We start from the raw sequence: 22,267 nt of genomic DNA on the forward strand, positions 1-22,267 counted from the left end.
GCTTTTTAGAACGCTTATCGTCGTGAGCGACGGTCATCCCGGTGGATCCGGCAGTTCCGACGCTCACCGATAGGATTTTACATCTTGCTGACTGACCAGTCAGTCAATGAGCGAGGAGCGGCGCACGACCGACGAGATCATGGACGGCGTCTATCGGGCGCTCTGTGCACACGGCTATGGTGGGCTCACGATGCAGAAGGTCGCCGATGAGTGTGCAAAGAGCAAGTCGCTGCTCCACTATCACTACGACACGAAAGAGGACCTCCTCGTCACGTTCCTCGAACGGGCGATCTCGGATTTCGAGCGGCGCGTGGCGGCGCGTGCGGACCGTCCGCCGGCGGCACAGCTCATGGAGATCGTCTGTTGGTTCGTCTTCGAGAGCGACGAGACGGACCGGGAGTCGTTTCATATCGGACTCTTGGAGCTCCGCTCGCAGGGGCCGTTCAACGAGCGGATACACGAACAGCTCGTGCGAAGCGACCAGCTCCTCCGCGGGACGATCGCCGATATCCTTACCGACGGTATCGCCGCCGGGGTCTTTCGCGAGGTCGACGTCGAACGGACCGCCGCATTGCTCGTGGCAACCCTCGATGGCGCGCGTACCAGACAGATCACCATGACCGGCGTCCAGCCCGGCGAGACCGCCTACACCCGGGCGGTCGCCGAGGCGACGGTGGCGCGCATCCTCGAACCGCTGCTCGCCGAGGGGGTCGAACTTCCGACGATCGACGAGACGATCGCCTCGATGCCCGCCCGCACCGGCGGCGGTCCGCGCGAGAGTGCGATCGATGAGGAAGCCACAGCCGAGGACGACCGCGCTGGCGGTGCAGACGAGGCTGCAGCCGAGGACGAGAACGACCACGCCGACGGGTGAACCGGCGTGGGACGCCTGCCGACGCTCGGGTTCGATCGGCCGCCGACGGTGTTGCTCGCCGTCATCGCCAGCACCTTCTTCGTCGGCTTCGGCGGCGGCGTCGTCTTTCCGATCCTCCCGAACCTCGGTGCCGTGTTGGGGATTTCGGCATTCATGGTCGGGGTTATCCTCTCGGCGAACCGCTGGGTTCGGCTCGTCGCCAACGCGCCGGCGGGGGCGCTCGTCGACCGGTACGGGACCCGTAAACCGTTCGTCTACGGCCTCCTCATTGAGGGGATCGCGACGCTCGGCTACGTCGTCGCGCTGCTCATGCCGCCGGCGGAGTCGCTTCGATGGGTCGCGGAGGCGCTGCCGACCGTCGCGATCGGCTCGGTTGCGCTCGGGGCGGACCAGTGGTTCTCGCCCATCGCCTTCGTCGTCGCCCCGGAGACGTGGTTCCTTCTCGCGCGGATCCTCTGGGGACTCGGCTCCGCCGCGGTGTTCGCCACCGCCTACACCATCGCGGCTGACGTCTCCGACGGCAGCGATCGCGGAACGAACATGGGCGTCGTCCGCGGTGGCATCACGCTCGGGTTCCCGGCGGGGCTCGTGCTTGGCGGGGTCGTCTCCTCCATCGCCGGCAACGTCGCGGCGTTCGTCGCCGCCGCCGCGTTCGCGCTGCTCGCGAGCGTCGTCGCCTATAAACTCGTCCCGGAAACGCACGTGACGAGCGACACGAAGAAGTCGTCGGTGAAACCGTGGGACATCGAGACGTCGATCCCGGCGCTCACCGTCGGCCTCGTCAACTTCGGGCTCATGTTCGCGTACATCGGCGCGCTGTTCGCCACCCTCGTGTTGTTCCTCGGGGAGAACGATATCTCGTTGCTCGGGCTCGACGCGCAGGGGACCTCCGGTGTGTTCATGGCGGGGACGGTGATCTCGGCGTCGATATTTATGCTCGCTGGCGGCCGGATCTCCGACTCCCGTGACTCCCGCACGCCCATTCTGCTCGTCTTCCTTGTCGTCTCCTTTGCCGGATTCCTCCTCCTCGCGCGGGCCGGGTCCACACTCGATCTCGCGTTGGCCTGTCTCTTTATCGGTGCGGGTCAGGGGGGAACGAGCGGCCCGATGATGGCGCTTTTAGCTGACCTCACCCCTGATGAACGGATGGGTCGAGCGTCGGGGACGAACAACGTCCTCGGCGATATCGGCGGCGGATTGGGGCCGATGATCTCGCTGCCGCTTATCGAGTGGGTCGGCTTCGCGCCGATCTATGCGGCCTGTGCGATCATCCCGCTGGTCGCGGGGCTGGTGTTACTCGTCGGTGTTCGCCAAGAAACAGGGACGTATCTCCCTGGGCGAGTCGCTACGGAGGTGTGAGCGTTTTTTCGTGGCGGAGGAAGAGAGCATCGCATGTCGGCTAGAATGATCGTCTACCAAGCACCCTTGAATTCACACTGTAATTCAACTAGCTCACACAGTTCAGAAGCGTATCGGATCTTAGATTTGGCATTTAATGAGGTATAGAGATAGTAGCCCTGAGTGAGTTCTTCATACAGACGCATCTCATCTCCATCGAGATGGACTGGCTCAGTGTTTAGCAACGCTCGAGTGCCCCTACCTGTTCCCGGAACGTATGGAAGATCGATCGCCTCCAATAGCTGTTCCTCCTCAACGAGGTATTCAACCAACGCGGCGAAGACTTCCGACTGAGTCTCACCGGAGACCGATATGGAATTGTTGCCATTGCGGCTGAGAGCAATGATGTACGAACTCGAATCGATGACAGACATAGCCGAAGAACCAGAATCCGTCTGCACAGGCTCTTTTGATGTCTCTATAGGACGCCCCTGGAGTTCCAGTTTCTCGATGAGACTATCGACAAAAGCTTTCGCTTCATCCTCAACGTACTGTGAAACCGACTCTCCGATATCTGTTGTCACGCGTTGTGTGATGTCCTCAGCGATGGTCTCTTTATTTTCACGAAGCGTCTGTATGGCCCGCTGAGTCGATCGAATGTTTTCGGCGATTATCGTATCCTGTCCGGTGGTGATTGAATCACGTGCAAGCGCTGTTAGCGGTTGTACGTTTGATTCGATGTCAGTCAGCGCAAAATCTGCGAGGAGGATTTCGTTCGGTCGAGAGGAGGAGCTGTCTCGACGATAGATCTTGAACTGTCTTCCATTAGACAATAATCCCCAATCGACGCCGACCTGTCTCATATAGCTCTTGAGTTGATTCTCATGATCCTCATTGAGAACGGTATCGGCTCCCTTCGCTTCGATGAATACGACAGGTACGTCGTTAATTTTTAACGCGTAGTCGACTTTCTTTGTGCCACGGCCCATCTGGACGGAGTATTCGAGTTCAACATCAGTCGACAGAATGTCCCATCCAAGGAGCGTGGTGAGAGGCTCAATGAGCTTGCGTTTCGTGTTCTCTTCGTCCATCTGAGGAGAATCTTCAATGAGCTTCGAGGAACGTTCGGCGTACTCAGACAGCCCCTCAAGTGCCATAATAAATGCGTATCTACTGGGCGGTTGATAAACGTTAACGGTGAGTGGGTGAGGGCATCTGGCGAGCGGCGATTCGCTCTGCATCCGGATCGCACAACAGCAGAAACGGACGTTAAGGCCCGGTGATGATTGGAACGGTGATCGGATCGGGAACGGTCTACGGATTCGGTTCCGGCGGCGACTATGAACCGTTTCTCGAGCTGTGAGCGTCCGGCTCGTGTCCGTGGACGCACCGACTCCGCTGCCGTGTGAACGCCTCGCTTCCGGCGGATGAAAGAACAACCGTTAAAAGTCGTCACCGGGTCCGTACAGACATGGCTGGAACTATCGAAGCGCTCGTCCCCGGCGGGCAGGCCAACCCCGGACCGCCACTCGGTCCGGAACTCGGCCCGACGCCCGTGGACGTGCAGGACGTCGTCAATCAGATCAACGAGGAGACCGCCGCCTTCGACGGCATGGAGGTCCCGGTCACCGTCGAGTACGAGGACGACGGCTCGTTCACCATCGAGGTCGGTGTGCCGCCGACGGCCGAACTCATCAAGGACGAGGTCGGCTTCGAGACCGGCTCCGGCGAGCCACAGAAGGACTTCGTCGCCGACATGTCGATCGAACAGGTGAAGAAGGTCGCCGAGCAGAAGTCCACGGACCTGCTCGCGTACGACACGAAGAACGCCGCCAAGGAGATCGGCGGCACCTGCGCCTCCCTCGGCGTCACCATCGAGGGTGAGGACGCCCGGACGTTCGACGACCGCGTCGACGCCGGCGAGTTCGACGACGTCCTCGACGCGTAAGCCGGACGTTCGCGCTACAACCGGGACGCGTCGGATTTCGGCGACGTCCTGCAGGCTTGGTAATTTATATACCCTCTCTCGCTGACGGCTGAGTATCTTTTATATTGGTTCATCTCATCGATTCTGGAACGATCGGGTCACCGGTGACAACCGGCTCGACACCGTTCGCAGTTTACCTAAAATCAGGCGCTAAGGCTCCGTCCTCAAGGAGAACGCAGGGAGCGAAGCGACCGAGTAGCGCAGTAGGGCGGGGATACAGCGCCGTCATCGTCTCACATATACCCTGCAACGACCGGCCCACAGGCCCACCGACACGTTTATCAGTCCAGACATTGTATATACATCGTACATGGAGCAGTTCACAATCAACGGCCACGAAGTCGTGGACGGCGACGTGAAAGCCACCGGCAACGGCGCTCACGTCTACGTCCCGAAACGCTGGCGTGGCGCGGACGTCAAAGTCGTCCGTACTTCTGACCCCGACGACGAATAAATGAACTACAACTACAGGTATCGGCTAAACCCGTCTGACAACCTCCGCGAGCGATTAGCGTGGACTGTCGATACCTGTAGGCAGGTCTACAACCATTTTCTCCACCGCCTCAACCGCCACGACGATACGTCGTCGTACTCCGAGCAGAAGCGTCTGCCAGACCTGAAAGACTGGTGGACTGACCTGCAGGACGTTCACTCGAAGGTGTTGCAGAAAGTCGTCCAGCGGTTGTACGACAACCTCTCAACGCTCAAGGGACGGAAGCAGAACGGTTACAGCGTCGGGGAGTTGAAGTGGAAACCACCGGGAGAGTACCAATCGTTCACCTACAGTCAGTCCGGCTTCAAACTCAAAAACACGAGTGGTCGGACCCGACTGTGGCTCTCGAAGATTGGTGACATTCCCATCACGTTCCACCGCGACCTGCCCGACGACGCCTCCATCAAGACCGTCACGGTCAAACGCGAACCCACCGGCAAGTGGTACGCCATTCTCGGCGTCGAAACCCCTAACGACCCACCCGAGAAACCCGACGAAGTGACCAACGCGGTTGGCATCGACGTGGGTATCCTAAAATACGTCCACGACAGCGACGGGACTGCCGTCGAGTCGCCCGACCTTTCCGACGAACGCGAGCGATTAGAACGCGCTCAACGTAACCTCTCGCGGAAGGAACACGGCTCGAACAATTGGGAGCAACAGCGCAAGACGGTCGCTCGACGCCACGCTGATCTGAAGCGCAAGCGACGTGACTTCTTGCACAAACTCTCGGGGTACTACGCCAGCGAATACGATCTTGTAGCGGTCGAGGACTTGGACGCGAAGGGACTGGTCGAACTTCCGGGCAACTCTCGGAACCGCGCTGGGGCCTCATGGGGGACGTTCCTGCGAATGCTCGAATACAAGTGCGAGCGGGAAGGGACGCACTTCGTCGCCGTGGACCCCCGAGGCACGACCAAAGAGTGCGCGTCATGTGGGGTCGAGACGGACAAGCCGTTGTGGGTACGCGAGCATTCGTGTCCGTCGTGTGGGTTCGAGGCAGACAGAGACGCGAATGCGTCGTGGAACATCCTTTCTCGCGGTCTCGAACAAGTAGGGACGGGCTGTTCCGAATCAACGCCTGTGGAGACTGCGCTCCCTACGGACACCGCTTCGGTGTCTGCAAAGCGCGTCGTGGAAGCAGGAAGCCCCACCCTCAAGGAGCGAACCGCGTCAGCGGTGAGCGAGTAGGGTGGGGAGAAAGTCACCGCGACAACCCCCACACGGGGATTCAGCCCGATTCCTCGTCGGTTACATCCTCTATCCAACTCAGTGCAGCCATCGCCTTTGGAAACCCGATCGTGGGGATAGAGAGGGCCGCGACGTGTTTGAGCGCCTCCGGCGGAATATCCTGATCGAGCGCCCGCTGGACATGCGAATGGGTTGCCCCCTCCGATTCGCTGGCGATCGCCAACGCCAGTTTCACGAGCCGCTGTGTGTCCCGATCGAGCGGGCCGGCATCGCTGCAGGCGCTTCCCAGCTCGGCGTAGGCGTTCCAGACCTCCGGGTTGGCGTTGGCGAAGTTCGTCGGCTGCTCGGACATCTCTTCGGGGAGTTCCAGATCCGTGTCTCGGCTCATACGCTCCCGTCTCGCCCGCGTGTAATAATACCGTGTCTCGACAGTCCGGGAATACGGCGGACTGTTCTGCAATAGGGTCCGAGACGGCTGCACTCGGACGCCTCCGGTCGGCGTCCTCGTCGAACCAGTGTCAGGGTGGTTACATTGGGCACGCTTTTATCCAGGGGCCACGCCCCAACGCATGTGTCCCTCCATACGACCCTGACGGATCTCCTCCGTCGCAGAGACACGACCGATAAGGGCCTTGACCCCCCAGAACGGGCCCTCTACGGAACGCTCTGTACGATCTTCGGCGTATTTCTCGGCCTTGTCGCAGGGGCGACGATGCTCTCGGGCCCGGTCGTTGAGGAGTCAGCCGGCCTCCAACTGGGCACCACGCTGCTCTATGGGAGTCTCGGAATCGCCGCGATCGGAAGCGGTGTCGCGCTGTATCAAAACCGCCCGATCGGTTGGGTCGGGACCGTCCTCTCGTTGTCGGCAGCGGGTCTCTGGGGGCTGGTGATCGCGTCCACAGGAAGCCCGCTCGGCCTTTTGATCTCGCTCGCCACGGTCAGCGTCTTGTGGCGGCTTCTCACACGACGGCCCCCCGTGCGCTCATGACTCGCTCCGGTTACGGGAGCTACGCCAACAACGTCTTCACGTGGTCCTCCTGTTCGTCATCGACGAGTTCCCGCAGAACCCCGGGGTCGCGCTCGCCGTTAGCGTTCACGAGGTAGACGGCCCCGTCGCGCTCGCCGTAGGCCCGATGGAAGTCGTAGACGAAGCCGTAGACGTCGGCGTCTGCGGCCTCGTCGCTGCCGAGGGTGAACGAGACCTGCTCGTGGACGTTGTGTTCGACGAGCTGGTTGTGGACGCTCGTCGCTCCGTCCGTGACGTCGACGGCGGGATGTTCGAGCCCCTCCTCGACGATGGGGACGAGTTCGGCCACGTCGGCACGCACGCCGGGCTCCGCCGGGTACGTCCCCTCCTGTGCGGCCATCATGGCAGCCCCGACCGCGCCACAGCCCGTGTGTCCGACGACGGCGACGACCTCGGTGTCGGCGTGGGCGAGCGGGTACGCGACGCTGCCATCGAGAACGGCCTCTCCGTCAACGCGGTCCCGCACGCGGTTGCCGATGTTGCCGGCCGTAAAGAGGAATCCCGGTCCTGTGGCGGTGAACATCCCCTCCTGTGGAACGCGGGAGTCCGAACAACAGACGGAGACGACGGGCGGGTGCTGTTCCTCACGACAGTCGGTGAACGCCTCCGCCGCCAGCGCGGCGACGTGGTCGTCGTTGCCGGACAACAGGGAGCTGAGCAGGCGACGGCTCATGTGCGTTCATGTCCGCTGCCGCCGGAAAAACGTTCACATCCACATCGGTCGGTCCCCACCGACTAGATGACGGCGGTGATCGCGGTGAACACCAGCCCGACGGCGAAGACCCCGATGAGCGCGATCGTCGCGACGACGACCGCCGGCGCGAGCATCTCGTCGTCCTCATCGAGAATGATCTCTTCCATAAGGCGGCGTTCGTCACCACGAGATTTGAAGGCTTCGCTCGTCCCCCGATGCCACCCGTCGAGGGGAATGTTCATGTGGTTTTCGAGAGAGAATTACACCGTATGACCGATGCCGGGCGGCAGGGTGCTGGAGTGCGGTGTGACGATGGGACATCCCGCGTGGCGCGGGACGCTCACACGGGTGGCCCGGAGGCGACCGATGGGGCCACCGCGGACGCAGACGTCGCCGCGCTCGTCGTGGTCTGCGGGCTACCGGGGGTCGGTAAATCGACCGTCGCAAAGCGGATCGCCGATCACGTTGACGGGACGGTGCTTCGCACGGATGTGATCCGTAAGGAGCTTTTCACGGAGCCGACCTACACCGAGACGGAGACCGAACGGGTCTATGGGGAGTTGTTGGACCGCGCCCGCTCCCGCGTCGCCGACGGCGACAGCGTGGTGCTCGATGCGACCTTCGCGGATCGGCGGTTTCGGACGGGCGTCGCGGAGGCGGCCGCGACCGTCGCGGACCGGTTCGAACTCGTGAAAGTCGAATGTGACGAAGCCGTCGTCCGGCGACGGATCGAGCGCCGCGACGGGATCAGCGACGCCGATTTCGACGTGTACCTTCGATTTAAGGAAGCGTTCGAGCCGCTCGACCGTGACCACGTCGTCATCGACAACTCCGGCGCGCGTGCGACGACTCACGAGCGGGTGGATACAACCCTCTTCAGCTAAGACGGCCCCATGACGGGTCGGCGAAGACACCGGAAAAGAGGCCATCGACGTGCGCACGACGCTACCACGGATCTCCCATGAGTTATAAAGCGTGCGGTGTTACTACCCCTGTGAGCGAAGAATCCGGGCGGCGGAACCTCCGTATGCCCTCAAGCGACGAAGTGTTCGCCGTCGTCACCGATCATCTCGGCGGCAATCACGTCCGCCTCCGCTGTGTGGACGGAAAGGAACGGCTCGGCCGGATCCCCGGCCGCATGAAGTACCGAACGTGGATCAACGAGGGCGACGTGGTTATCGCGGAGCCCTGGGATTGGCAGGACGAGAAGGCGAACGTCGAGTGGCGCTACACCGACGAGGACGCCGATCAGCTCCGCCGCGAAGGCCATATCGAGTAGCGATCCACGATTTTCGAGCGCACCGATCGTGAGCGGCCGCTCAGGCGAAAAGGAGGATCAACACCACGATGAGCAGCAGCTCGAACCCGACGACGAGGATCACGATCAGCCAGTCCCGGTAGGTTCGGAGCCACTCGACGGTCCGCTCCCACCTCGCCGAGCGGGTGTGCTCGGCCGTGCCGGCTTCCGTCTCGCCGCCCGGCCGCGTGGATCCCTCGGGCGACACATAGGCCGGATCGACCCGCCAGCCGGTCTCGGGGTCGAACGAGGCCGGAACCCGGGTCCCGACGAGCGCGTCGAGGTCGAGCGGCGAGACGCCCGCGGCGTTTAAAAAGGCGAGCAGGTCAGTACACTCCGCGAGCGAGCCGTGTTTCGGCGCCGTGAACCGTTCGGTATGGGTTACGTCCCCGTGTGGTGGTCGGAGGTCGACGTGGACCTCGTCGCCGTCGGCGGCCGACCGAACCGCGCACACGACGAGGACGTCCTCCTCGTCGTTTAAATAGGCCTGCTCCAGCCGGCGTTTCACGTCGTCATCGACCGCGTTTCCCGCAGCAGCATCATTCACCCCCGCATCATCGCCGCGGACCACGCGCTCGCGGGCGGCGGATTCATCCGAAGGGGGCTCACGGGACGGCTGCTCGCTCATCCGCTCGAAGGGAGGGTCCGCGTCCGCTTAAGCGCGCGGACCGGGTGGGGAATCACGGAGGGCGATCCAGCCGTGTCGCCGTCGTGAGCTTTATTTCACCCGCCGCGACAGAGTGGATCGATGATCGTCTCCCGTTTTTCACCGACGATGACCGGCCACCAACGCCCGCACGGGGGTCTCCCGTGACGACGACCGATCGGATCGACGGCGACGACGGCGACCGCGACGGCGATGAGATCCCCGACGCCGACCGAGTGGCCGAACTCGGCGACCTCGCCGCGGACCTCGTCGCCATCCCGACGGAGAACCCCCCGGGTGGGGAGTCGCCCGCGGCCGGGTTCGTCCACGAGTGGTTCCTCGAGACCGGCATCGACGCCGAGTTGATCGCCGAGCCCGATCCCGACCGTCTGCAAGTCGGCGCTCGGGTCGGCCCCGCCGATCCCGCGGGCGACACGGTCGTCTTAAACGGCCACCTCGACGTGGTTCCCGCGGACGACCCGGACGCGTGGTCCGTCGACCCCTACGGGGGGATCGTCGAGAACGGTCGGCTCTACGGCCGCGGGAGCGCCGACATGAAGACCGGGCTCGCGCTGGCGATGCTCGTCGCCCGTGACCTCGCGCCCGCGATCCGTGACGGCGACCGATCGGGAGCGATCGTCGTCCATGCCGCGATGGGCGAGGAGACCGCGGATCCGGGCACGCGAACGCTCCTCGAACGCGGCTACGACGGCGACGTCGGGATCGTCTTGGAGCCGACGAACTTCCGCGTCGCGACGAGCACCAAGGGGCTCGCGGTCTATCGCGTGACTATCCACGGGGAGGCCAGCCACGCCAGCCAGCCCGACGCCGGCGTCAACGCCATCGACGGCGCGCGGGCGGTACTCGAGGCGATCGACGACTATGATGCGGACCTCCGATCCCGCGACGACTCGCTCTGTGGCGGCGCCTTCGCGACGGCGACGGAGATGGAGGCCGGCACCGGAAGCAACCTCGCGGTCATCCCGGATCGCGCGACGCTCGTCCTCGACCGGCGCGTGCTGCCCGGGGAGGACGTCGCGGCGGTCGATGCCGAGGTCGAGGCGCTGCTCGACGCCGTCGACGTGCCCGGTGCAACGGTCGAAGCGACCCGGATCCAGACGTACGCCTCCTCGGAGATCCCGGTCGATCACCCGATCGCGACCGCGTTGCGTGACCGCTCGATCGACGCGGTGGGCGCTACCGGTGAACGTGCGCCCGACGGCGACGTGGCCGCCGCCGGACCGGATCTCGCCGCGCCATGGGGGATGGAGGCCGCCACCGACGCACGGAACTTCGTCAACGACGCGGGCATCCCCGCCGTCACCTGGGGGCCCGGCGACCTCGATCAGGCGCATACGGTCGACGAGTCGATCGCGCTCGCCGACGCCGCTATCGCGCGCGACGTGCTGGAGGCCGTCGTCGACGACTGGATCGCGTAGGCCGTGGATCGCCGACGGCTCCGTTCGATCCCCGGGGAAGAGCCAAGTCATCGGGGAGCCTCATACCCAGTATGACACTCGAAGGAAACGTTGGCGGTCGTGATCGGCTCCTCCGGGCGGCGCTCGCGGTCGTGCTTGCGGTCGTGACGGTTGCCGCCGCGCGGTCCGGTCGCCGGACGCCCGCAGTCCTCGCCGGCCTCGGCGCGATCGGATTCGGATTCAACGCGGTCACCTGCTTCTGTGGGCTCAACGCCGCGCTCGGGATCGATACGACCGACGGGGAAGACGATACGTGAGAAGGTGAGTCGCGAACGACGACCGCCGAGGCCGCGGACCGGCCGTACGGAGCATCCCCGCGACGCGCGCTGTAGCGTCCGTGGGTTATACCACCGCGGCCCCCATGGGATCGGACATGAGACGACTTATCACGGATTTTCCCGCCCCGTCCCCACGATACCGGATCGATGACCGTGTCCTCCGTGTCGTCCCCGCATGAGTCGCGATTCCGACGCTGGCCCCACCATCGGCGTCGACGTCGGCGGCACGTTCACCGACGTGGCCCTGTCGGTCGGGAACCGGCTCGTGACGGCAAAAGTTCCCACGACGGCCGACCAAAGCGTCGGCGTGTTGGCAGGCATCGAGAAGGCGTGTCAACGGGCGAATATCGACCCGAGCGACCTCGACGGGTTCGCCCACGCGATGACCGTCTCGGTGAACGCCCTGCTCGAACGCGACGGGGCACGGACGGCGCTCGTGACGACGGCGGGCTTCCGGGACGTCCTGGAGATCGGCAGACAGGCTCGTCCGCACCTGTACGACCTCGACGCGGAGAAGCCGGAACCGCTCGTTCCACGTCGCCGGCGGTTCGAGATCGACGAGCGCACGACGGCGGAGGGGGTAGAAACCCCCGTCGACCCCGACGCGGTTCGTACCCTCGCGGACACCCTTCGTGAGCGGGACGTCGAGGCGGTCGCGATCAGCCTGCTTCACGCCTACGCGGACCCCGAGAACGAACGGGTCATCGCCGAGATCCTTCGTGAGGAGCTTTCGGTCCCGGTCTCCGCCTCCCACGAGGTGCTCGCGGAGTTCCGCGAGTACGAGCGCACGTCCACGACGGCCGTCGACGCCTACCTGCGGCCGGCGATCGACAGCTACGTCGGGCGTCTGGTCGAGGAGGCGAAGGGGTCGGGGATCCCCACGCCGCGGATCATGCAGGCCAACGGCGGGATCGCCGACCCGGCGACGGTCCGTGAACACGCCGTGACGACGACGCTCTCGGGACCCGCCGCCGGCGTCGTCGGCGCGGCGGCGACCGTCGACGACGGCGACGCCGCGGGGCTCGTCACGTTCGATATGGGCGGCACCTCGAGCGACGTCAGCCTGGTCCGTGACGGCCAGGCCGAACGGACGACGGATTCGGAGATCGCGGGGCTTCCGATCCGGACGCCGATGGTGGACGTAAACACCGTCGGGGCCGGCGGCGGGTCGATCGCGTGGGTCGACGCCGGCGGCGCGCTTCGTGTCGGCCCCCACTCCGCGGGCGCAGTACCCGGCCCGGCCTGTTACGCTCGTGGCGGGACGGACGCGACGGTGACGGACGCGAACGTCGTCCTCGGCTACATCGGCGAGGGGACGGCGCTCGGCGGGGAGATGACCCTCGACGTCGACGCCGCCCACGAGGCGCTTGAACGGCTCGCCGCGGAGGCCGGTCTCGCGGACGCCCGTGAGGCGGCCCAAGGCGTCTATCGCGTCGCGAACGCGACCATGACCCGAACGATCCGCTCGGTGACGGTCGAACGCGGCCACGATCCGCGCGGATTCACGCTCGTCGCCTTCGGCGGCGCCGGGCCGATGCACGCCCCGGCGCTCGCGGCCGCGCTCGATATCGACCGCGTCGTCGTCCCCCGACCCGGCGGTGTCCTCTCGGCGTTTGGCCTCTTGGCGGCCGACGAGAGCTACGATGCCGTCCGGACGGTCGGCGTCGAGATCGACGATGGAGGGATGGACCACCTCGATGCCGTCTACGACGACCTCGTCTCCGAAGTGCTGGCGAAGACAACCGATCCCGATGCCGCGACGGTCTCGCGAACGGCCGACTGCCGATACGCTGGACAGAGCTTCGACCTCTCCGTGCCGGTGGACGGGACGTTCGACGCCACGACCGTCATCGATCGATTCCACGACGCCCACGACCGGACCTACGGCTACACGATGGACGAGACCGTCGAGATCGTCAACCTCCGTGTGATGGCGACCGTCGAGGGGGCCGACCCGGTCATCAGACACGATGGCAAGGGGGACGCCCGTCTCGGAAGTCGGGAGGCGTACTTCCCGGACGTCGGCTCCCGGGAGACGACGGTCTACGACCGGGATCGGCTCGAATCCGGGACCGCGATTACCGGTCCGGCGGTCTTAGAGCAGGCGGAGAGTACGACCGTCGTTCCTCCCGGATGGGCGGGTGAGGTGCTCACGGACGGTGCGGTCGCCCTGCGCCGAACGGGGGTGTCCGGATAATGTCGCCCTCGACGTCGACGGCAGCGGACGGGATCGACCCGATCACGCTTGAGGTGTTGCGTAACCAGTTCGAAAGCATCGCCGAGGAGATGGGACAGACGCTGATCCGTGGGGCGTATTCGCCGAACATCAAGGAACGCCGGGACTGTTCGACGGCCCTGTTCGACGCCGAGGGTCGAATGGTCGCACAGGCCGAGCACATCCCGGTCCACCTCGGGGCGATGCCCCAGTCGGTCGAGGCGATCATAGCACACGACCCGAAACCGGGTGACGTCTTCGTGCTCAACGATCCGTTCCGAGGCGGGACCCATCTGCCGGACGTGACGTTGGTCTCGCCGCTCGCACCCGACGACGAGATCGTCGGCTACGCGGTTTCGCGTGCCCATCACGCGGACGTCGGCGGGATGACGCCGGGCAGTATGCCAGCCGGTGCACGCGAGATCTATCAGGAAGGGCTTCGGGTTCCACCCACACGTCTCGTCGAGGACGGCGAGATCCGCGAGGAGGTCCGGTCGCTCCTGCTCGCGAACGTGCGAAATCCGGGTGAACGGAAGGCCGATCTTCGCGCCCAGTTGGCGGCGAACGACCGCGCGGAGGCCCGGCTCGCCTCGTTGTTCGACGAACACGGGCGTGAGACCGTTCTCGCCGGCTTCGATGCGGTGATAGGCTACTCACACGAGCGGATCGTCACCGAGATCGCGTCGCTTCCGGACGGCACGTATGAGGCACACGACGTGCTCGAAGGCGACGGCCTCACGGAGGCGGACATCGACATCGCCGTCGCGGTGACCGTCGATGGGGAGACGATCCACGTCGATTTCGCGGGGACGGCCGATCAGCTTGAGGGCAACCTCAACGCTCCGCTCGCGGTCGCGACGAGCGCGGTCTACTTCGTCGTCCGCTGTGTCACCGACCCGGAGATCCCGCCGAACCACGGCTGTTATGAGCCCGTAACGGTCGAGATACCGGCGGGTTCGTTGCTCAACCCGGAGCCGCCGGCCGCGGTCGTCGGGGGCAACGTCGAGACGAGCCAGCGCGTCACCGACGTCGTCTTCACGGCCCTCGCGGGCGCGGCCCCCGACCGGGTACCCGCACAGGGACAGGGGACGATGAACAACCTCACGATCGGTGCGCGCGACGGCTCGTTCACCTACTACGAGACCATCGGCGGCGGCTTCGGCGCCCGGGCCGAAAAAGATGGCATGGACGGCGTACAGGTCGGGATGACGAACACGCTCAACACGCCCGTCGAATCGATCGAGACGGAGTATCCCCTCCGGGTGGAACGCTACGCGCTCCGCCCGAACAGCGGCGGAGCGGGACGGTTCCGTGGGGGACTCGGGCTCGAACGGACCGTGACCGTCGAGCGCGACGCGACCGTCTCGCTTCTGACCGAGCGCCGCCGCCACGCCCCGAGCGGCGTCGCCGGCGGCGAGGACGGTCAGGTGGGGGAGAACCTGATCGACGGCGAGCCGGTGGCGTCCAAGCTGACCGTCGAGGTCGAGGCCGGGACGACGGTCACCGTCAACACGCCCGGCGGTGGCGGTCACGGCGATCCGGCCGACCGCGACGAGGCGGCACTCGCCGGCGACCGCGAGGACGAAAAACGGGTCGACGGAGATCGATAACCGACGGACTGAGCGCACATCGACAGCGTTCGGAGTCGGAGTCGTCCTGCCGTCCTGCCGTTCCCGCTATCCTTAAGTATGTCCCGCTGTTTGATTCAGGTGACGCTTCGCTTGGAGGGCCGAAGCGTCAGCGGGGACCTATCGAACGGCACGCTCGCGCCACCTTTTCCCGGCGCGGGCGTGCCGTTCGTGTCTTTACACACGTTGAGCGACCGCTTCGGAATATCTTGAACGACAGTCGATGAGTACGACGAGTAACCACGACCTGCGAGTCGAAATCGACGATCCGATGTCGGCGGGCGGCGGCCGTGGTTTATAATCCCTCGCCCTGATAGCTGCCGTCATACGTGTCGTCGTGGTCCGCCCGCGCGAGCACCAACTGCGCGATCCGGGCATCCGGTTCGAGTTCGATCGGGTGTCCCGCATGGAGTCGACCCTCGCCGACGCCCTCGTAGCCGGCGTCCCAGACCGCCGTGTTGAGCATCGCGCCGTTTCGCAGCAGCGTCGACCGCGGATAGACGAAGCCGACGCGTCCCTCGGGGATCCGTACGGGTTCACCGTACCTGATGACGTACGTTCCCGGATCGAGGCGATATCGGCCGTCGACCGGCCGGAGCTCCCGTCGCTCCGCGACGTGTTTTTCGGTTCTACCGATGAATCCGGGCTCCACCGGCTCGAACACCGCCTCGACGGTGAGGTCGACGCCGTTTGGCTGTCGCTGATTGGCCCCGAGCGTCGCGCCGGCCGCCTCCAACGCGGCCGCGACGGCGGTGCCTGACTCGTACATACTCCACGGGAGCGTCGCCCGGCGCAAAACCGTGTCGGCCTCGAACGCGGCGTCGCCGCAATATATATCCATGGAAGACCTTCCATGTGTTCGTTTTACATGGTATGCGTCATCACCCACGCGTTCGCCCGAAAATCGCCGGTATCGGCCGATCCAACACGGTCGATCCGGAGCATAACTCGCGGGATTTATATCCGAGGCGCGGCGAGGTCGGATCGTTATGGGACAGACAATCACGGAACAGATCCTTGACGACCACCTCGTCGAGGGTGAGCTGACGCCCGGCGAGGAGATCGGTATCGAGATCGACCAGGTCCTCACACAGGACACGACGGGGACGATGGTCTGGCTCCAGTTCGAGGCGCTGGAGATGGACGAGGTCCAGACCGAACTCGCCGCGCAGTACTGTGACCACCAGACCTACCAGTTCGACTTTAAAAACACCGACGACCACCGCTTCCTCCGGTCGGCGTCCGGCACCTACGGCGCGTACTTCTCCCGGCCCGGAAACGGCATCTGCCACCAGGTCCACAAGGAGAACTTCGCGGCCCCCGGCAAGACGCTGCTCGGCTCCGACTCGCACACCCCGACGCCCGGCGGCCTCGGCCAGCTCGCGATCGGCGCGGGTGGCCTCGACATCTCCGTCGCGATGGGCGGTGGCGCCTACTACGTCGAGATGCCCGAGATCGTCAACGTCCGTCTCGAAGGCGAGCTTCCGGAGTGGGCGACGGCGAAGGACATCGCGCTGCACCTCCTCGGCGAGCTGACCGTCAAGGGCGGCGTCGGCAAGATCTTCGAGTACACCGGCCCCGGCGCGGACTCCCTCTCGATCCCCGAGCGGACGACGATCACCAACCTCGGCACCGAACTCGGCGCGACCTCCTCGATCTTCGGCACCGACGAGAAGACGAAGGAGTGGCTCGCGAAACAGGACCGTGAGGAGGAGTACGTCGAACTCACGCCCGATGAAGACGCCGAGTACGCCGACACGATCACCGTGGACCTCGACGAGCTCGAACCGCTCATCGCGTGTCCGTCGATGCCCGACAAGGTCGTCCCCGTCCGGGAGGTCGCCGGCACGGACGTCGAGCAGGTCATCATCGGCTCCTGTACGAACGGCGCCTACGAGGACATCCTCCCCGGCGCGAAGATGCTTGAGGGTCGCGAGGTCGCGAAACACACCGAAATGATCGTCGCGCCCGGCTCCAAGCAGGCGTCCGAGATGCTCGCCCGCGAGGGCTGGACCGCCGAGATGATGGCGGCCGGCGTCAACTTCTCCGAGGCGACGTGCGGGGCCTGTATCGGCATCGGCCACGTGCCCGCCTCCGACTCCGTCTCGCTGCGGACGTTCAACCGCAACTTCGAGGGTCGCTCCGGCATCGAGGACGACTCGGTCTACCTCTGTTCGCCCGAGGTCGCCACGGCGGCGGCCATCGCCGGCGAGATCGTCGACCCACGCGACCTCGCCGACGAGCTCGGCGACCTCGAGGCGCCCGGCCTGGAGATGGGGACGGCCTACTCGCCCGGTATGGGTCGGAACGACTCCGATATCATCACGCCCGAGGAGGCGATCGACGACGAGCTGATCAAGGGCCCGAACATCGGCGACGTCCCGCTGCGTGGCGCACTGGAGGGCGACATCGGCGGTGAGGCGCTCCTCAAGATGGAGGACAACATCACCACCGACCACATCATTCCGGCGACGGCGGACATCCTGAAGTTCCGCTCGAACATCGACAAGCTCTCGGAGTTCACCCTCTCGCGTGTCGACGACACCTTCGCCGAGCGCGCCCGGGCCGCCGACGGCGGCGTCCTCGTGGCCGCAGAGAACTACGGGCAGGGCTCCTCGCGTGAACACGCCGCGCTCTGTCCGATGTACCTCGGCATCGAGGCGGTCTTCGCACAGAGCTTCGCCCGCATCCACAAGGCGAACCTGTTCAACTTCGGGATCGTCCCGCTCGCGATCGACGCCGAGACCTACGACCGGATCGAGGAGGGTGACGACCTCCAGATCGCCGAGGACGTCGGCACGGCCGTCACGAGCGGTGTCGAGGAGTTCACCGTCAGCGTGAACGACGGCGAGTGGGAGTTCACCGCGGACCTCGATGCCTCCGACCGCGAGCGCGAGATCCTCGCCTCCGGCGGCAAGCTCTCGTGGGTCAAAGCACAGCACGACGACGGCTCGGACGCGGCACCCGCGGACGACTGAGTTCGCTCGAAGCGGTCCGAACCATCCGGTTTTCTTTTATTTCACGGGGGACGCGAGCGTCAGCGCTCCCGACGCGGAAGCGCGGTCGCCGTCGCTCTCGATCGGTCAGCGGGACCCGGTTATCACCGGTCGGCAGATCCGGTTCAGTCGTCGTCGCGATAGATGTCGATCTCGGTCGCCGACCCGTTATGCAGGATGCGGAAGCCGTCGGCGGTCGTGATCACGCCACGCGTGCTGTCCGCGGCCTCGCCGTAGGGGGTGTCCTCCCCGTCGCTACGCGCGTAGGCGCTTTGATAGGGGGAGCGATACGGCGAGGGGTCGATGGGTTCCTCGAACCCCTCCGGCGGGAGATAGATCCGCTCGCCGGCGTCGGCGGAGCGAACGATAACCGCGAGATCACGCGTTCCCGCCACGTCGATCACCGTCCGGTCGCCCGTGATCCGGGTGTCGATATCGATGTCGGTCCCGATGTCGCTGTCGGCCATGCACCCCTCTGTGTGCGGCGGTGGCTTAGGTGTGACGACGGCTGCGAGATTCGACGGCGGGACGGTCGGCACCGATCGGACGGGGATGTGGGGCGGGGACGAACCGCTACACACTCACCCGTCGTGACCAGCGCGAGATCGACTGCCATGACAAGCGCCTCTATGGCTTTTCACTGTGGGAGTAATACGTGTCCACCGTATCCGTAGGAATCTCCTGCCACGTCGTCTTGTACGAGACGAACGTCTCGAACTTGTGGAACGGTAGTTTGTGCAACCGACGGTTCATATTCGGCCCGTGCTTGATGTCGATGACGATACTTCACCAGTCGAGACGTCACTCCGAGGCGTCAGTTCCCTCATCGACGGGTTCAGCTGATTCGTCGAAGTCGACGGGGGTCTCCATCTCCTCCGATGCGTGGTCGAAGTCGATGGGGTCCTTCATTTTTTCTGGTGAGTATACATAGTGAACGGTCTCATCAAGCACGTAGAATCCCTCCCGGTCCTCGTCCTCGAGGACACGTTGGTTTGTATCGATCGCGATGTCCACGAGGTCTTTGAGCGATTCAACGGGAATTGGGGTCGTCGCCAGCGCCTCCGCCGGGATCGATACGGTACTGATCCAGTCCTCCACCCCGTCTCGTTCGGATCCGTCTAGCATATCCAATTCATCTGCCGTCGGTGTCAGCCGACCAGTCCGATCCAGTCCGAAAAGACTGACCATCCCGGCCATCGATACGAAGAGGAGCCCGACCGGCCCGTACGTCCGTACCGGTCCGTGGACGCCCTCGGACTCGATGATCTCCGTCCGCTCGTGGAGTTCCCGTACACCCCCATCGGCTTGGACGGTGAATGATCCGCTGCTCGGCTCGACAAGAATCGACTCGACGTGGTTGGTGCGGACGGGTTCACCGTTCACCGTGCCAACGACCGACGTATCGAAGAGGACCCGGATCTCCGTGGTTCCAAGCGTGGCTCCGAGACTTTCCTCCGTCCGGTCGAGTTCCTCGACCACTTCGCTCACGTTCAGATCCGTCCTCGTTGTTGCCGTTTCCCCGGGGGCAAGTCCCTCCACACGTGAGTGATCGACGATATCGGAGCGTTGCCAATAGACGTTCCCCCCGGAATCGACGGAGCGTAGCCGAACGGTCACGTCAGTTTCGACAGTTAGGTTTCCCTCGTCGCTCGCGACGTAACTGTAGTCGTGCTGTGCCTCTAGTATCGGAGACACTCGCGAGAAGTACACGGCACGGTTGGGAAGCGTCTGGCCTTGCTCGAACACGAGATTCGGTTCCGTTACTCGGGCTTGATGGCTAAGTCTCGTTTCTTCTGACCACGCTGCAATGACGACCTCGTCACGTTCGATCGGCGGGTTTGTATGCGTGTGATAGGTGGCGGCCACGGCAGCACCGCTCAGCAGAAGGAGCACGATGACGACCGCGATCAGCCAACTGCTCACCAGTTGTTTCGCTCGGATTATCCGCTCGGGTCCTTTTGTATCTTTTTTCATATGTATCTATTATATTTTGTTACCGTGGACGCGCCGGCGGTGTTCGCACTCGGATGGATGGCGTCGCCTGCTCCCGGCTCAGTTGCCAGATGAGTAGGACCACGCCGATCAGGAGCGCATTGATCACGGCATAAGGTAACCACGGATGGAGCTGGTACAGCGCGTCCATCATGGCCGCTGGAAGGACAGCGAAGTAGCGGTGTTCGGTCTTTGAACGGAGGAAGTACCCGGTCTCATCGGGTGCGTGTAAGGTCACGGTCACGGTCGCGGTCTCGTTGGCTGCCAGTCGGAGGTGGGCCGGCTCGATGTCGATCCCGTCGCTCCGTGATTCGAAATACGAGATCGTCGGGACAAGGCCCCCGTTATAAATAGTCGCCTCGTATGAATCGGATCCGCCGACCGGAACGATCGTCGGGTTCGACGAATCCCCCTGCGAGCTGACGATCCCGATCGTTTCGGTCCCAGCGGGGCCGGTCATGCCGATCATTGCACCGAAACAGAGAACGACGATGCTCCCGACGAGAATCCATCGCGTGTCGAATCCCCCATCTTGACCGGGTCGCTCCGTCCTCCGGCTGCGGTCACGAACCGACTCCCCCGAAGCGGTCGGCGAGTCGATGAAGTGAGCCGCCAACAGCGTGAGAATACCGGCCACAAAGAGCATCGGAGTCAACCGATCTGTGTCGGGAACTGCAATGCCGATTCGACTGAGCATGTTCAGCGCCCCTTCGAGACCGGCGCCGAGTGTGGCTGCGGCGGTACCGAGGTGGGGAATTCGAACGGTGGTTCCATCGATAGTGAGCGCCGTCGCCACGATCTGTCCGTCCGTCACGAGGGGTTCTCCGGAGCTCTGATCGGAGACGAAGTTCGCATCTCCTTGCGTGACATATCCACCCGGTCGCACGTCGATGATGCGATGGGTCGTGAGTTCGCCGCCGTGTAGCCGTTCGGCGCGGAACACCACGACGTCGCCGACGGCCGGATCGCTTGCGATGGCCGACGGCACGGCGATGAAGCCGTCCCCAGTTTCGAGCGTCGGGGCCATGCTTCCGGATGTGACGTACGCGAACAGAACGGGTATTTCGAGCGCCTGTCCGATCAGGAGCGCTATCAGCACGACGGCTATCACGCCGTATGCGACGTACTGAACCGTTCGTTTCGCCGCTCTGGGCGAGTCGTTGTTTCCGACCACGGGTGGATAAGGACGAGTATATGCTTTGTTACGCAGGCCGTACCTCAGGGAAGGGTTACCACAGTTCACCGGTATGGGTGCCGTAACTATGTCGTCACACAGCGAGAGGACAGCATGAACGGTATTCGAATCGAACCCGTCGGCGTGATTCAGAAACTGCATCAATCCGAGTACACCGGCGAGAATCGATGTCGCGTCTGTACGGTCCTCAACGCGTGTCTCGCGATCCTGATCGCCGTCGGTGTCGGGGTCGTCTCCATCCCGGCGGCCGTGATCGTGCTCGTGTTCTCCGCAGGGGTCATCGCCCTTCGCGGGTATCTGATCCCGGGTACGCCGACGCTCGTTACGTATCTCCCCGAGTCAGTCCACGATGCGATCGGAGCTGAGCACGATATCACACGTTCTTCCGGGGTACAGAGCGATGCGGAGGAACCGATCGATATCGAAACGATCCTGCTGTCCGCGAACGTCGTCATCGACTGCCCGGAGGAAGACGACCTCTGTCTCACCGACGCGTATCGGGCGGCATGGGACCTGGAGATCGGAAAACTGGACGATGAGGCCGTTCGAAATCGATTGGCCACGACGCTCGCCGTCGACGGCGACGAAATCGAACTTGAGGCCGACGACGATGGGCTGTTCGTCCGGATCGAGGGCGTCCGTGCGGGCGGGTGGCCCTCACGCCCGGCGTTCCTCGCGGATCTCACGAGTCAGGCGCTGCTGGAAACGTGGGTGCCCGACTGGGAGTCGTTGCCGCCGCGGGACCGGACGCGCCTGCTCGCTGCGCTCCGAACCTTCGTCGATCGCTGTCCCGACTGCGGCGGCGACGTCGTGGCGGAGACCACGGTTACGCGGTCCTGCTGTCGCGGCAATGTCACGTCGGTGACCACCGCCTGTGCCGACTGTAATTCGACGATCTTCGAAGGGATGGAGCGGTAGGCCACTCGTCGGCGATCGAC

23 protein-coding genes and 1 pseudogene are annotated in these 22,267 nt (G+C 64.3%); 14 read left to right on the forward strand and 10 right to left on the reverse strand.

Annotation, left to right across the window (positions count from 1 at the left end; translation table 11 throughout):
• The first annotated feature begins 106 nt into the window (after positions 1–106).
• Together CHB65_RS12290 and CHB65_RS12295 are read left to right on the forward strand one after the other, a co-directional pair.
• A complete protein-coding gene (locus CHB65_RS12290) occupies positions 107–874 on the forward strand; it encodes a TetR/AcrR family transcriptional regulator (protein ID WP_089385366.1) in 768 nt (255 codons plus the stop codon).
• A gap of 15 nt (positions 875–889) precedes the next feature.
• Positions 890–2,233: an MFS transporter gene (locus CHB65_RS12295; protein WP_089385402.1), complete on the forward strand. Its 1,344-nt coding sequence runs from the start codon at positions 890–892 to the stop codon at positions 2,231–2,233.
• Positions 2,234–2,286: 53 nt separating this feature from the next.
• On the opposite strand, the gene CHB65_RS12300 is transcribed toward CHB65_RS12295, so the two are convergent.
• Positions 2,287–3,369 (reverse strand): type I restriction enzyme HsdR N-terminal domain-containing protein, encoded by a 1,083-nt coding sequence (locus CHB65_RS12300; protein ID WP_179213654.1) that lies wholly within the window; start codon positions 3,367–3,369, stop codon positions 2,287–2,289.
• Between the two features lie 314 nt (positions 3,370–3,683).
• On the opposite strand from CHB65_RS12300, the gene CHB65_RS12305 reads away from it, so the two are divergent.
• From CHB65_RS12305 to CHB65_RS12310, 3 genes are all read left to right on the forward strand, one after another.
• Positions 3,684–4,160: a 50S ribosomal protein L11 gene (locus tag CHB65_RS12305; RefSeq protein ID WP_089385368.1), complete on the forward strand. Its 477-nt coding sequence runs from the start codon at positions 3,684–3,686 to the stop codon at positions 4,158–4,160.
• A 349-nt stretch (positions 4,161–4,509) separates the two neighbouring features.
• Positions 4,510–4,653 carry a DUF2080 family transposase-associated protein gene (locus CHB65_RS16960; RefSeq protein WP_015320457.1) on the forward strand — a complete coding sequence of 48 codons (144 nt, stop codon included), beginning with the start codon at positions 4,510–4,512 and terminating at the stop codon, positions 4,651–4,653.
• Positions 4,654–5,883, forward strand: a complete 1,230-nt coding sequence (locus tag CHB65_RS12310; protein WP_179213655.1) for an RNA-guided endonuclease InsQ/TnpB family protein — start codon at positions 4,654–4,656, stop codon at positions 5,881–5,883.
• A 40-nt stretch (positions 5,884–5,923) separates the two neighbouring features.
• On the opposite strand, the gene CHB65_RS12315 is transcribed toward CHB65_RS12310, so the two are convergent.
• The gene (locus tag CHB65_RS12315; protein WP_089385369.1) at positions 5,924–6,271 is read right to left on the reverse strand and encodes a carboxymuconolactone decarboxylase family protein; all 348 of its coding nucleotides are present in this window, start codon (positions 6,269–6,271) and stop codon (positions 5,924–5,926) included.
• A 183-nt stretch (positions 6,272–6,454) separates the two neighbouring features.
• Here CHB65_RS12315 and CHB65_RS12320 point away from each other — a divergent pair, with 183 nt between their 5' ends.
• The gene (locus CHB65_RS12320; protein WP_089385370.1) at positions 6,455–6,871 is read left to right on the forward strand and encodes a hypothetical protein; all 417 of its coding nucleotides are present in this window, start codon (positions 6,455–6,457) and stop codon (positions 6,869–6,871) included.
• A gap of 19 nt (positions 6,872–6,890) precedes the next feature.
• Here the strand turns inward: CHB65_RS12320 and CHB65_RS12325 are convergent, their stop codons facing one another.
• Both CHB65_RS12325 and CHB65_RS17920 read right to left on the reverse strand, forming a co-directional pair.
• Positions 6,891–7,583 (reverse strand): carbonic anhydrase, encoded by a 693-nt coding sequence (locus CHB65_RS12325; protein WP_089385371.1) that lies wholly within the window; start codon positions 7,581–7,583, stop codon positions 6,891–6,893.
• A 62-nt stretch (positions 7,584–7,645) separates the two neighbouring features.
• Complete coding sequence (locus CHB65_RS17920; RefSeq protein WP_281251568.1) at positions 7,646–7,771, reverse strand: hypothetical protein; 126 nt, start codon at positions 7,769–7,771, stop codon at positions 7,646–7,648.
• A 102-nt stretch (positions 7,772–7,873) separates the two neighbouring features.
• On the opposite strand from CHB65_RS17920, the gene CHB65_RS12335 reads away from it, so the two are divergent.
• Positions 7,874–8,488 (forward strand): AAA family ATPase, encoded by a 615-nt coding sequence (locus CHB65_RS12335; RefSeq protein ID WP_089385373.1) that lies wholly within the window; start codon positions 7,874–7,876, stop codon positions 8,486–8,488.
• A 110-nt stretch (positions 8,489–8,598) separates the two neighbouring features.
• On the forward strand, positions 8,599–8,883 hold the full coding sequence (eif1A, locus tag CHB65_RS12340; protein WP_089385374.1) for a translation initiation factor eIF-1A: 285 nt from the start codon (positions 8,599–8,601) through the stop codon (positions 8,881–8,883).
• A 40-nt stretch (positions 8,884–8,923) separates the two neighbouring features.
• Here the strand turns inward: eif1A and CHB65_RS12345 are convergent, their stop codons facing one another.
• Entirely contained in the window at positions 8,924–9,529 is a 606-nt protein-coding gene (locus CHB65_RS12345; protein ID WP_089385375.1) for a hypothetical protein, read from the reverse strand.
• Between the two features lie 254 nt (positions 9,530–9,783).
• Here CHB65_RS12345 and CHB65_RS12350 point away from each other — a divergent pair, with 254 nt between their 5' ends.
• The 4 genes from CHB65_RS12350 to CHB65_RS12365 all read left to right on the forward strand — a co-directional run bounded on the left by CHB65_RS12350 (position 9,784) and on the right by CHB65_RS12365 (position 15,128).
• A complete protein-coding gene (locus tag CHB65_RS12350; protein WP_394335417.1) occupies positions 9,784–10,986 on the forward strand; it encodes a M20 family metallopeptidase in 1,203 nt (400 codons plus the stop codon).
• 71 nt (positions 10,987–11,057) lie between these two features.
• Entirely contained in the window at positions 11,058–11,282 is a 225-nt protein-coding gene (locus tag CHB65_RS12355) for a YgaP-like transmembrane domain (RefSeq protein WP_089385376.1), read from the forward strand.
• 196 nt (positions 11,283–11,478) lie between these two features.
• Positions 11,479–13,500, forward strand: a complete 2,022-nt coding sequence (locus tag CHB65_RS12360) for a hydantoinase/oxoprolinase family protein (protein ID WP_089385377.1) — start codon at positions 11,479–11,481, stop codon at positions 13,498–13,500.
• On the forward strand, positions 13,500–15,128 hold the full coding sequence (locus CHB65_RS12365) for a hydantoinase B/oxoprolinase family protein (protein ID WP_089385378.1): 1,629 nt from the start codon (positions 13,500–13,502) through the stop codon (positions 15,126–15,128). Before CHB65_RS12360 ends, CHB65_RS12365 begins: the two co-directional genes overlap by 1 nt.
• Before the next feature lie 313 nt (positions 15,129–15,441).
• Here CHB65_RS12365 and CHB65_RS12370 read toward each other — a convergent pair whose 3' ends face one another.
• Positions 15,442–15,915 (reverse strand): deoxyuridine 5'-triphosphate nucleotidohydrolase, encoded by a 474-nt coding sequence (locus CHB65_RS12370; protein WP_089385404.1) that lies wholly within the window; start codon positions 15,913–15,915, stop codon positions 15,442–15,444.
• 220 nt (positions 15,916–16,135) lie between these two features.
• Between CHB65_RS12370 and CHB65_RS12375 the strand changes: the two genes are divergently transcribed.
• Positions 16,136–18,124, forward strand: a complete 1,989-nt coding sequence (locus CHB65_RS12375) for an aconitate hydratase (RefSeq protein ID WP_089385379.1) — start codon at positions 16,136–16,138, stop codon at positions 18,122–18,124.
• A gap of 143 nt (positions 18,125–18,267) precedes the next feature.
• On the opposite strand, the gene CHB65_RS12380 is transcribed toward CHB65_RS12375, so the two are convergent.
• The 4 genes and pseudogenes from CHB65_RS12380 to CHB65_RS12390 all read right to left on the reverse strand — a co-directional run bounded on the left by CHB65_RS12380 (position 18,268) and on the right by CHB65_RS12390 (position 21,308).
• Entirely contained in the window at positions 18,268–18,609 is a 342-nt protein-coding gene (locus tag CHB65_RS12380; protein ID WP_089385380.1) for a DUF7510 family protein, read from the reverse strand.
• A gap of 178 nt (positions 18,610–18,787) precedes the next feature.
• Positions 18,788–18,916 (reverse strand): annotated as a pseudogene (locus CHB65_RS18010) (RNA-guided endonuclease TnpB family protein); the annotation flags it as partial.
• A gap of 27 nt (positions 18,917–18,943) precedes the next feature.
• Complete coding sequence (locus CHB65_RS12385) at positions 18,944–20,065, reverse strand: DUF5305 domain-containing protein (protein ID WP_143420414.1); 1,122 nt, start codon at positions 20,063–20,065, stop codon at positions 18,944–18,946.
• 70 nt (positions 20,066–20,135) lie between these two features.
• Positions 20,136–21,308, reverse strand: coding sequence for a signal peptidase I (locus CHB65_RS12390; protein ID WP_179213656.1), 1,173 nt, complete (start codon positions 21,306–21,308; stop codon positions 20,136–20,138).
• Positions 21,309–21,422: 114 nt separating this feature from the next.
• On the opposite strand from CHB65_RS12390, the gene CHB65_RS12395 reads away from it, so the two are divergent.
• Positions 21,423–22,247 carry a hypothetical protein gene (locus CHB65_RS12395; RefSeq protein ID WP_089385383.1) on the forward strand — a complete coding sequence of 275 codons (825 nt, stop codon included), beginning with the start codon at positions 21,423–21,425 and terminating at the stop codon, positions 22,245–22,247.
• The last annotated feature ends 20 nt before the right edge of the window (positions 22,248–22,267 follow it).

Origin of the sequence: Halorubrum vacuolatum, assembly GCF_900188065.1 — an archaeon.
GTDB lineage: Archaea > Halobacteriota > Halobacteria > Halobacteriales > Haloferacaceae > Halorubrum > Halorubrum vacuolatum.

Coding starts and splice junctions, on each gene's coding strand:
- CHB65_RS12290 (WP_089385366.1), top strand. CDS start 107: ATGAGCGAGGAGCGGCGCACGACCGACGAGATCATGGACGGCGTCTAT.
- CHB65_RS12300 (WP_179213654.1), bottom strand. CDS start 3,369: ATGGCACTTGAGGGGCTGTCTGAGTACGCCGAACGTTCCTCGAAGCTC.
- CHB65_RS12305 (WP_089385368.1), top strand. CDS start 3,684: ATGGCTGGAACTATCGAAGCGCTCGTCCCCGGCGGGCAGGCCAACCCC.
- CHB65_RS16960 (WP_015320457.1), top strand. CDS start 4,510: ATGGAGCAGTTCACAATCAACGGCCACGAAGTCGTGGACGGCGACGTG.
- CHB65_RS12310 (WP_179213655.1), top strand. CDS start 4,654: ATGAACTACAACTACAGGTATCGGCTAAACCCGTCTGACAACCTCCGC.
- CHB65_RS12315 (WP_089385369.1), bottom strand. CDS start 6,271: ATGAGCCGAGACACGGATCTGGAACTCCCCGAAGAGATGTCCGAGCAG.
- CHB65_RS12325 (WP_089385371.1), bottom strand. CDS start 7,583: ATGAGCCGTCGCCTGCTCAGCTCCCTGTTGTCCGGCAACGACGACCAC.
- CHB65_RS17920 (WP_281251568.1), bottom strand. CDS start 7,771: ATGGAAGAGATCATTCTCGATGAGGACGACGAGATGCTCGCGCCGGCG.
- CHB65_RS12335 (WP_089385373.1), top strand. CDS start 7,874: ATGACCGATGCCGGGCGGCAGGGTGCTGGAGTGCGGTGTGACGATGGG.
- CHB65_RS12345 (WP_089385375.1), bottom strand. CDS start 9,529: ATGAGCGAGCAGCCGTCCCGTGAGCCCCCTTCGGATGAATCCGCCGCC.
- CHB65_RS12355 (WP_089385376.1), top strand. CDS start 11,058: ATGACACTCGAAGGAAACGTTGGCGGTCGTGATCGGCTCCTCCGGGCG.
- CHB65_RS12360 (WP_089385377.1), top strand. CDS start 11,479: ATGAGTCGCGATTCCGACGCTGGCCCCACCATCGGCGTCGACGTCGGC.
- CHB65_RS12365 (WP_089385378.1), top strand. CDS start 13,500: ATGTCGCCCTCGACGTCGACGGCAGCGGACGGGATCGACCCGATCACG.
- CHB65_RS12370 (WP_089385404.1), bottom strand. CDS start 15,915: ATGTACGAGTCAGGCACCGCCGTCGCGGCCGCGTTGGAGGCGGCCGGC.
- CHB65_RS12375 (WP_089385379.1), top strand. CDS start 16,136: ATGGGACAGACAATCACGGAACAGATCCTTGACGACCACCTCGTCGAG.
- CHB65_RS12380 (WP_089385380.1), bottom strand. CDS start 18,609: ATGGCCGACAGCGACATCGGGACCGACATCGATATCGACACCCGGATC.
- CHB65_RS12395 (WP_089385383.1), top strand. CDS start 21,423: ATGAACGGTATTCGAATCGAACCCGTCGGCGTGATTCAGAAACTGCAT.